This window comes from Pseudomonas sp. Mn2068 (genome assembly GCF_049319725.1).
GTDB classification, from domain to species: Bacteria; Pseudomonadota; Gammaproteobacteria; order Pseudomonadales; family Pseudomonadaceae; genus Aquipseudomonas; species Aquipseudomonas gingeri.
Map to the genome: position 1 here is coordinate 516,387 of NZ_JBMOUG010000001.1, position 8,330 is coordinate 524,716.

Annotated in this window: 1 protein-coding gene and 2 pseudogenes; all 3 read left to right on the top strand. The window is 67.4% G+C overall.

Features of this window, described 5'->3' with window-relative positions; translation table 11 throughout:
- Position 1: 1 nt before the first annotated feature.
- Positions 2-3,157: pseudogene (locus tag ACL9RJ_RS02345) on the top strand (amino acid adenylation domain-containing protein); the annotation flags it as partial.
- Between the two features lie 132 nt (positions 3,158-3,289).
- A pseudogene (locus tag ACL9RJ_RS02350) lies at positions 3,290-4,705 on the top strand (amino acid adenylation domain-containing protein); the annotation flags it as partial.
- A gap of 87 nt (positions 4,706-4,792) precedes the next feature.
- A complete protein-coding gene (locus ACL9RJ_RS02355) occupies positions 4,793-8,314 on the top strand; it encodes an amino acid adenylation domain-containing protein (RefSeq protein ID WP_422764936.1) in 3,522 nt (1,173 codons plus the stop codon).
- Positions 8,315-8,330 lie beyond the last annotated feature (16 nt).

The window sequence follows — 8,330 nt, forward strand, 5'->3', positions numbered from 1 at the left end:
ATTGGTCAGAGAACCGGACACCGCGCTTATCCAGCAACTGTTCGAATCCCAGGTACTGCGTGATCCCTCGGCCCCGGCGCTGGGTTTCATGGGCCAGGTCCTGAGCTACGACCAACTCAATACCCGGGCCAACCGCCTGGCGCACCATCTGCGCTCACTCGGCGTCGGGCTCGACACACGGGTCGCCGTGTGCCTGGAGCGCTCGCCGCAGATGCTGGTCGGCGTGCTGGCAGTGCTCAAGGCCGGCGGCGCCTACGTCCCCCTCGATCCCGCTTATCCCGCGCAACGCCTGGCGCACATGCTCGCCGATTGCGCGCCGCGACTGCTCTTGACCCACGCGACGGCCCTGGAGTCCCTGGCGGCAGCACCCACGGCCCTGGAGCTGGCAGTGCTGGATCTGCGGGACGAATCCGCCTGGGCCGATTGCCCGACGGACAACCCACTTGCCGAAACCCTCGGCCTGCATGATCGCCACCTGGCTTATGTGATCTACACCTCCGGTTCCACCGGCACGCCCAAGGGCGTGATGGTCGAGCATCGCGGGCTGGTCAACCTGGCCCGGGTCCAGGGCCCGCTCTTCGCGGTCGGCCCCGGATCCCGCGTGCTGCAATTCGCCTCGTTCAGTTTCGATGCCTCTGTGTTCGAATGGGTCATGGCCCTGACCCACGGCGCCTGCCTGGAAATCGCCGAACCCGGCACCTTGCTGCTGGGCGACAGCCTGGCGAGCCTGCTGCGCGAGCGCCATATCAGCCACGCGACCCTGCCACCGCTGGTACTCGCCGGGCTGGGCGAACCGGGCGCATTGCCGGCGCTGACCACGCTGGTATTGGCCGGCGAATCGCCGAACCCGGCACTGGCGGCGAGCTGGGCGGCGGGGCGGCGCCTGTTCAATGCCTACGGGCCGACCGAAACAACCATCTGGGCCACGGTGTATCGTTGCGATGAACAGCACGACCCTGATTGCCCGGTGCCCATCGGCGAACCAATCGACCGGGCCAGTGTTGTCCTGCTGGACGAGTCGGGCGTTCCGGTGCGCATGGGCGAAGTCGGCGAGCTGTTTATCGGCGGCATCGGCGTGGCGCGGGGCTACCTGAACCGCGCCGAATTGAGCGCCGAGCGATTTGTCGACAGCCCCTTCGTGGCGGGCGAACGCCTGTACCGCACCGGCGATCTCGCCCGCTTCGACGCCGACGGCCAATTGCTGTTTCTCGGGCGCTGCGATTTCCAGGTCAAGGTCCGCGGATTCCGCATCGAGCCCGGTGAGATCGAAGCCTGCCTGGAGCGTCTGCCGGGAGTCGAAGAAGCCCTGGTGATCGCCCGCGAGGACACGCCCGGTGAACGCCGGCTGGTGGCCTACTACCTGGCGGACAGCGAGATCAGCCCACGCCGGTTGCGTGAGCACGCCCGCCGGACATTGCCCGCACATATGTTGCCGGCGGCCTGCGTGCGCCTGCCGCGGTGGCCGCTGAACAGCAACGGCAAGCTGGATCGCCAGGCTCTGCCGGTGCCGGATGCCGCGGCGTTGATCAGCAGCGCATACGTGCCACCGCAGAGCGAGCTGGAACAATGGCTGGCCGATATCTGGGCCGAGGTGCTGAAGGTCGAGCGGGTCGGGCGCGAGGACAATTTCCTCGCCCTCGGCGGTGACTCCCTCAGCGCCCTGCAGATCAGCGTGCGGGTTCGCGAGCAGGGCGGGCGCATCCTGCCGCTCAAGAGCCTGTTTCTCGAAAGCACGCTGCACCAGGTGGCACAGCGGCTGAGTGAGCCGATGACGGAGAGTGCGCCGCAAGCGCCGGCCACTGTCGGGGCCTCGCCGATCGCACCGTTGTCCTACCAGCAGAGTGGCGTCTGGTGGTTGAACAAGGTGTCCGATGCCCGTGCCTATCACGCCCAGAGCGTGATCAGTATCCAGGGCCATATCGAGGTGGCGCTGCTGCAGCGCTGCCTGGACGAGATCGTCGCCCGCCACGAGATTTTCCGCACCACCTTTCACGCCGATGGTGAAGGCGTGCCGTACCAGCGCATCCATGAGCAGGCGCGTGCCGCGCTGACCTGCATCGATATTCCCGCGGACAACGAGCCGGCCTTCAACGCCCGGGTCAGCGCAGAGGTACAGCGCGACATCGACGTGGCGAGCCTGCCGCTGGTGCGCTGGCTGTTGGTCAGGCGTGGCGTCGATTCCTACGCGCTGGTGCATATCGAACACCATTTCGTCCACGACGGCTGGAGCGCGAACCTTTTTCTCGAAGAACTGCTACACCTCTATCAGTTTCATCACGGCGAGCGCCAGGACCCGTTGCCCCCGCCGGGCGCGCAATACGGCGACTATGCCCGCTGGCAACAGAGCGCGGCGGCCGAAGCCGAGTACGACCGGCAGTTGCTGTTCTGGAAGGAGCAACTGCGCGACGCCCCCTTTACCTTGCCGTTGCCGACCGACTTTCCCCGGCCGGCCCAACGCAGCGGCCGCGGCCGGCAACTGCGCTGCGAGCTGCCCGCCGCCCTGGCCGCGAAACTGCGCCAGTTCAGCGAGGCCGAAGGGGTCACGGTCTTCACCACCTTGTTCACAGTGTTCCAACTCTGGCTGGGACGGCGCTGCGGCATCGAGGACTTCCTGGTCGGCTCGGCGGTGGCCAACCGCAAATCGGTGGCCCATGAACGCTGCCTGGGGATGTTCGTCAACAGCGTGGTGATTCGCGCCGATCTCAGCGGCGCGCCGAGCTTTCGCCAACTGCTGCGGCGCACCGCCGAGCGTGCGCTGGATGTCTACGACCACGAAAGCCTGCCCTTCGAAAGGCTGGTGCGCGAGTTCCAGCCCAGCCGCTCGCTGTCGCGCAACCCGCTGTTCCAGGTGGCCTTCAGTTTCCACAACTCGCAGACCCCAGCGCTCAAGGGACCGGGATTCGATCTCTCGCTGTTCGAGGCCTACAGCAACCAGACCGCGAAGTTCGACCTGGAGGTGGTGCTGATTCCCCGGGGTACCCGGACCGGCAACTCCGACAATCCGGACACGCTGTCACTGCTGTGGAACTACTCGGTCGATCTGTTCAAGGAAGACACCATGACCCGTCTGCGCGACAACTACCTCGATCTGCTCGGACAGTGCCTGGAAGCACCCGAGCGTCATCTCGACAGTGACTCGGTGATCGGTGCCGAGGAACGCCATCGCCTGTTGGAAGAATGGAACAGGGTGACCCCGCCGGGTGAACCGCCGCGTTGCCTGCAGCAGTTGTTCGAAGAACAGGTGGCGCGCGATCCCTGGGCCCCGGCGGTCAGTTGCGAAGGGCAAACCCTCGGCTACCGCGAGTTGAATGCCCGGGCCAACCGACTGGCGCGGCATCTGCGCACCCTCGGCGTCGGTCCCGATGTGCTGGTGGGCCTGTGTGTCGAACGTTCCCTGGACATGCTGGTGGGACTGCTGGCGATCCTCAAGGCCGGCGGCGCCTATGTGCCGCTGGACCCGGTCTACCCGAGCGAGCGCCTGCACCTGTTGCTCGCCGACAGCACGCCGGCGGTGGTCCTGACCCATGCGCCGGCCCGGCCCAGCCTGACGGCCGCCTGCAAGGGGCTGGCGAACAAGCCACGGCTGCTGGACCTGGAGGCCGACGCCACGCGTTGGGCCGAGCGTCCCGACGACAATCTCGACCCGCGGGAAACGGGCGTGACCGCGAACCACCTGGCCTATGTCATCTACACTTCCGGCTCCACCGGCACGCCCAAGGGCGTGATGATCGAGCATGCCCAGGTGGCCCGCCTGTTCACCAGCACTGCCGCGCAGTTCCATTTCGACAGCGACGATGTCTGGACCCTGTTCCATTCCTTCGCCTTCGACTTCTCGGTCTGGGAAATCTGGGGGGCGCTGCTCCATGGCGGACGCCTGGTAATTGTCCCGAGCCTGACCAGCCGGACCCCGGCGGACTTCTACCAACTGCTCTGCGAGCAAGGTGTGACGGTCCTCAACCAGACTCCGAGTGCCTTCCGCAGCCTGCTCGGCGCCCAGGCCCGCAGCACGGCGGCTCATAGCCTGCGCTGTGTGGTGTTCGGCGGCGAGGCGCTGGAAACCAGCGCGCTCAAGCCGTGGTTCGCCGACCCGCGCAACAGCGACACGCAACTGGTCAACATGTACGGCATCACCGAAATCACCGTGCACGCGACCTATCTGGCCCTGCGCGCCGAAGATGCCGAGCAGCCCGGTGCCAGCCCCATCGGCCGGCCGCTGGCAGACCTGCGTTGCTACCTGCTCGATCCTGCCGGGCAGTTGCTGCCGGTCGGTGCCGAAGGCGAGATCCATATCGGCGGGGCCGGGGTCGCCCGGGGCTATCTGAACCGCGAAGCCCTGACGGCCGAACGCTTTGTCGACAATCCCTTTGTCGCCGGCGATCGCCTGTACCGCACCGGCGACCTGGCCCGCTATCGACCCGACGGCAGCCTGGAATTCCTCGGACGCAACGACTTCCAGGTGAAGATCCGCGGTTTCCGTATCGAACTGGGGGAAATCGAGTCCTGCCTGGGCCGTTGCGCCGGCGTGCGCGAAGCGGTGGTCATCGCCCGCGAGGACCAGCCGGGAGAGCCGCGCCTGGTGGCCTACTACACGGCCGCCGAAGGGGCCGTGCCCAGCGTCCGCGAACTGCGCGCGCAACTGGCGGCGGCGCTGCCGGAGCACATGGTGCCGGCCGCCTATGTCGGTCTGGAGGCATTGCCGCTGACCGCCAACGGCAAGCTCGATCGCCGGGCGTTGCCGGCACCTGATGACAGCGCCTTCGGCACCCGGCCGTTCAGCCCCGCGCAGGGGCCGGTGGAAATCGCCCTGGCCGAAGCCTGGGCCCATGTGCTCGGGCGCGAACGGATCGGCCGCGACGACAACTTCTTTGCCCTCGGCGGCCATTCGCTGTCGGCCCTGCGGGTGCTCGAACGCCTGCGCCGCCAGGGCATCGAACTGGATGCGCGGCTTATGTTCAGTGCGCCGGTGCTGCGCGAGCTGGCCGCCGGGGTCGAAGTGGCCGAAGTCGCGGCGCCGATCCCGGCCAACGGCATTGTCCAGGGCCTGCCGATCACGCCCGAGCGCTTGCCGCTGGCGACACTGGACCAGGCGCAGATCGATGCCATTGTCGCCACGGTGCCCGGTGGTTCCGACAATGTGCAGGATATCTACCCGCTGTCGCCGTTGCAGGAGGGCATGCTGTTCCACCACCTGATGGCGCGCAATGGCGATCCCTATCTGCTCTGGAGCCTGATGAGCTTCAGCGACCGGGCGACCCTGGAGCGTTATGTCCAGGCCCTGGAAACGGTGATCGGGCGCCATGACATCCTGCGCACCTCGATCTTCTGGGACGACCTGGAACAGCCAGTACAGGTGGTCTGGCGCCAGGTCGGCACGCTGGTCGAGGAGCTGCGGCTGGATCCGGCCGGCGGCGATATCGCCGGACAACTGCGTCAGCGCTTCGACCCCCGGCATTATCGCCTGCCCCTGGACCGGGCACCGCTGATGCGCATGATGATCGCCCGGGACGACGCCAACGACCGCTGGCTGGGCCTGCGCCTGTTCCATCACATCATCGACGACAACACGTCGCTGAAACAGCTGAATGCCGAGGTCGAGGCGGTCCTGGGCGGTAACGCCGACAGCCTGTTGCCAGCCTTGCCTTATCGCAACTTCATTGCGCAACGGGTGAAGGGTGGCGACCAGGAGGCCCAGGAGCAGTTTTTCCGCGGCATGCTGGCCGGCGTCAGCGAGCCTTCCGCCCCCTTCGGCCTGCTCGATATCCAGGGTGACGGCAGCGGCATCGGCGAAGCCCGGCTGCAGTTGGCCGGCGATCTCGGCCAGCGCCTGCGCCAGGCCGCCCAGGCCTTGGGCGTGAGCCCGGCCAGCCTGTTCCATGTCGCCTGGGGGCAGGTGGTGGCCCATACCTCCGGACGCCACGACGTGGTGTTCGGCACGGTGCTGTTCGGGCGCCTGTACGGCGGCGAGGGGGCCGAACGCATTCTCGGCCCATTCATCAATACCTTGCCGATCCGCATCGATCTCGCCGCCGAAGGTGTGACGGCCTGTGTCCGGCGCACCCATCGGCTGCTGACCCGACTGTTCGAGCACGAACACGCCTCGCTGGCGCTGGCCCAGCGCTGCAGTGGCATCGCCTCGCCAACACCGTTGTTCACCACCTTGCTCAACTACCGGCACAGCGAGCGGGCCACCGAAGGCGGCGACTCGACCTCCGGCGCCTGGAAGGGCATCGAGGTACTGGGCGGCGAAGAGCGCACCAACTATCCCCTGGTGCTGGCCGTGGACGACAGCGGCGAGGGCTTCCGGATCGGCGCCCAGGTCTGTGCGGCCCTGGATGCACAACGCACCTGCGCGATGATGCAGCGTGCCCTGGAAAGCCTGGTCGCCGCCCTGGAACAGGCACCGCAGGGCGCGGTCGAGCGCCTGGATATCCTGCCGGCGAACGAGCGCCGGTTGTTGCTGGAGGAGTGGAATCCACCAAGCCGCGTGGTCGCTGACCACCGCTGCCTGCACCAGGGTTTCGAGCGTCAGGCCGCCGCCCAGCCCGAGGCCCCGGCGGTCAGCTTCGAGGGCGCGACCCTCGGCTATGGCGAGCTCAATGCCCGGGCCAACCGCCTGGCCCATTATCTGCGCGGGCGCGGCGTCGGGCCCGAGGTGCGGGTCGGCCTGTGTGTCGAACGTTCGCTGGAAATGCTCGTGGGCCTGCTGGCGATCCTCAAGGCCGGCGGTGCCTATGTGCCGCTGGACCCGGCGTACCCCGGCGAACGGCTCAAGCACTTGCTGGCCGACAGCGGCGTGCCGCTGGTGCTGCGGCACGGGGCGACCCTCGGCGTGCTGGAGGACGCCGTGCAAGGACTGGCGGCGGTTCCCGAGTGCATCGACCTGGACAACGCGCAGGCCTGGGCCGGGTGCCCGACGGACAACCTCGAGGCCCAACAGATGGGCCTCAGTGCGAGCAACCTGGCCTATGTCATCTATACCTCGGGTTCCACCGGCACACCGAAGGGGGTGATGATCGAGCACAGGCATGTCGCCCGCCTGTTTGCCAGCACCGCCGGGGCATTCGCCTTCAATCGCAACGATGTCTGGACATTGTTCCATTCCTTTGCCTTCGACTTCTCGGTCTGGGAAATCTGGGGCGCGTTGCTCCACGGTGGGCGCCTGGTGATCGTGCCGGGCCTGACCAGTCGCAATCCGCAGGACTTCTACCAGTTGCTCTGCGAACAGCGGGTGACCGTGCTCAACCAGACGCCCAGCGCCTTCCGTGGCCTGATCGATGCCCAGGCCCGCAGCCCGGCCACCCACAGCCTGCGCTGCGTGGTGTTCGGCGGCGAAGCACTGGAACCGACATCACTCAAGCCCTGGTATGCCGACCCGCGCAACAGCGATACGCAACTGGTCAACATGTACGGCATCACCGAAATCACCGTGCACGCCACCTACCTGGCGCTACGCCCCGAAGATGCCGAACGCTCCGGCGCCAGCCCCATCGGCCGACCGCTGGCGGACCTGCGCTGCTATCTGCTCGACACCCTGGGCCAACTGGTGCCGGTCGGCGTCGCCGGTGAAATTCATATCGGCGGGGCCGGGGTCGCCCGTGGCTACCTGAATCGCGCCGCCCTGACCGCCGAGCGCTTTATCGACAATCCCTTTGTCGCCGGCGAGCGCCTGTACCGTACCGGCGACCTGGCCCGCTACCGGGCCGATGGCAGCCTGGAGTTCCTCGGGCGCAACGACTTCCAGGTGAAGATCCGTGGCTTTCGCATCGAACCGGGTGAAATCGAAGCCTGCCTGCGACATTGCGCCGGCGTGCGCGAGGCCGTGGTCATCGCCCGCGAAGACCAGCCGGGTGAGGTACGCCTGGTGGCTTACTACAGAGAGGCGGAAAACACGGCGGTCGACGTCACCACGCTGCGTGAACATGTGGTGGCGCGCTTGCCCGGCCATCTGGTGCCGGCCGCCTACGTCCGCCTGGACATGCTGCCGCTGACCGCCAACGGCAAGCTCGACCGCCAGGCCTTGCCGGTGCCGGGCGCAGGCGCGTTCGCCGGGCAGGGGTTCGTCGCCCCGAGCACACCGATCGAAGCGGCGCTGGCCCGGATCTGGTGCGAGGTGCTGCGCTGCGAGCGGGTCGGCCTGACCGACAACTTCTTCCATCTCGGCGGCCATTCGCTGCTGGCGACCCGCATCGTGGCGCGGATCGAAGACCTGCTGGGCATCGACTTGCCGATGCGGGTGCTGTTCGACCATCCGACGATCGAAGCGGTGCTCGACCACCTCTTCACCCAGGCGCAGGAAACCCGCGCCTCACCCTGAAAGCCGGCGACCGGCC